The sequence below is a fragment of the Chitinophaga sp. genome (genome assembly GCF_035564935.1).
Taxonomy (GTDB): Bacteria; Bacteroidota; Bacteroidia; order Chitinophagales; family Chitinophagaceae; genus Chitinophaga.
On sequence record NZ_DATMTE010000822.1, the window covers coordinates 1 to 2,154 of the forward strand.

Annotated in this window: 2 protein-coding genes; both read right to left on the bottom strand. The window is 45.7% G+C overall.

All coding sequences use genetic code 11. The annotated features are described in order from the left end of the window. Nucleotides 1-789 (bottom strand): beta-1,6-N-acetylglucosaminyltransferase (locus tag VN105_RS21400; RefSeq protein ID WP_325644019.1); only part of this gene is annotated, 789 nt, incomplete at its 3' end. A gap of 10 nt (nt 790-799) precedes the next feature. Continuing rightward, a complete protein-coding gene (locus VN105_RS21405; RefSeq protein ID WP_325644021.1) occupies nt 800-2,140 on the bottom strand; it encodes a lipopolysaccharide biosynthesis protein in 1,341 nt (446 codons plus the stop codon). Nucleotides 2,141-2,154: the final 14 nt, after the last annotated feature.

A 2,154-nucleotide genomic window follows, 5' to 3' on the forward strand; every position in this document is an offset into this window, starting at 1 on the left:
ATCAAATTTGCGGGCCAGTAATTTACCCGACTGCAGTATAGCCGGCAAATCGCTCATGGTAAATGTTTTGGGATGTGCATGTCCTTCCGACCAGTCGATATAACGTTGGTAATTATTTTGCACGCTGTTTTTAAATGGTCCGTTCATGATCACCGTCTGGAAAATAAATTCATCTCCTCCCCAGGTATATTTGTAAAAGCGCTCCAGCTCCGGGTGTTTTTTTATGTAATGAAAGCACCATTCGGCGCACTCCTGTGTAAGGCTCCACCAGAGCGATCCTCCGTATACCTCCATGTTAAGCGGATGCTTTCTTTTCGGGAGCAGTTTATTGATCCATGCCGTGATCCGGTATTTCCCGGGCAGCCGGAGATCTTCAAAATGATAAGCCGTAATTTTGGGCATCATCTGTTGCAGCGCATCGGGGGGAAGCAGATCCAGGAATTGTTGTCCGGCGCGGGTGCTGAAAAAATCATAAAACACCTTCATCGCTGCAAGCGGATAATCCTGCGCACTGATAAGATGTATAAAACCGTACCGGCTGCCTGAATCTTCAATGAACTCAATACCGTTCAACGCGGCCTGTATAGTGCCATATCCCGCCCAGGTTACATCTACACGTTTCTCTATAAAGTATACCTGCGGTAAATTCATCGCTGCCTGCCATTCATTGATATCAGATTTGGCATCAAGATGTATATAGCAATCAATGAGCGGGTGCTGCAACCTGTTCAGCAGCCGGCATAGTTGCGCGGGGTTCTTATGACTCAGTATAATAAAAGCGAGTTTCATAAACTGAAGATTATTTATACTGTAACCGGAATAGTTTAATCTTTGATAACAACATTTTACATTCAAGCCAGCCGTATTGAAGGATGCTTCTCAGGTCCACATCCGGAAGATACCGGCGCAGGAAAAAATATCCGAACACCACTGCAAACAAAAGGTTCAGACTGGAGGCGATAGCTACCGATCGTATATCTGCAAAAAGCAATACCAGCACAACATCCAGCACGATATTTAAAATCAGTTTAATGAGATTTTTATAGAAATTGATTGCCGGCTTGTTGATCATATCCAGCGTAACCCCAATAAACCGGTCGATAGGATAGAGGATGGCAGAGAACAGGAATATCCTTACAATATCAGTAGCCGGGAGATATGCTTTGGCAGCCAGCAAAAGGATCAATGGTTTGGTAAATAAAAGCAGCCCCACCACAAAAGGCAGGATGAGAATAGTAACGGTGCCTGTATACCTGCAAAAGGCCCGGGATACCTCTTTCCAGTCGCCCCGGTTGGCTGCAGCGGAAATGGTGGGTTGCGAAGTAGCCACAAAGCTGCGCAGTATAATTTCAATTACTTCCATGAATTTCTGCGGAATACTGTACACCGCCACAGCAGTGGGACTCAGCATTGTTCTGAGTACCAGGTTATCTGAATAATTCAGCAACGCGGACGACACCATGCTGCCTACAATCAGTCGCCCGTAATGATATAACTCCTTCACCTGGGCCTTTGTTCTGGCAGCCATGGTGGCTAATGCAGTCCAGCGGAATATCATGCAGTAGATACTGGTGATCAGCAGGGACAATGAATAAGTATACAACACATTATGAAGCGTCACCTGTCTCATAAAAAACAATATACCCAGCAACACCAGGAAGGAGCCGTTCTGCAACATACGGATCTGTACAATTTTATCGAACCGGTGCGCCGCCTGCAACACCCATGTAGCAAAGTTAAAGGGCAGTGAAAGTAAGGTCATGATCCCCAGCCATCCCAGGAAGAAATGCCAGGTGGGGCTGAAATAAGGATAGGCAACGGCATATACAAGAAGGGAAAGTAAAATAAAGGATAAGGTAAGCAGCAGGGAGATGTACCAGGCGGCTCCTGTTACCTGCCTGGTAACCGCAACATCGGTGCCGGCGCTGAATTTTATAATGCCTGATTGCAGCATGGCAGTACGTACCTGGTCCAGGATATTGTAGGTGGCCAGGAACAGCACCCATTCTCCAAAGGCACTCAGGGAAAGCATCCTGACGAGTAATGCAAAAGAAAGTACGTTAAAAAAAGCCATTATAACATTTCCAAGAAGAGAATGGAAATGCCTGTTGCGAACAATAGCCAAAAGTTTAAATGCCATGAACCATTAATTAC

Excerpts from the sequence above, each read along its gene's own strand:
- VN105_RS21405 (WP_325644021.1), bottom strand. The coding sequence starts at position 2,140 with ATGGCATTTAAACTTTTGGCTATTGTTCGCAACAGGCATTTCCATTCT.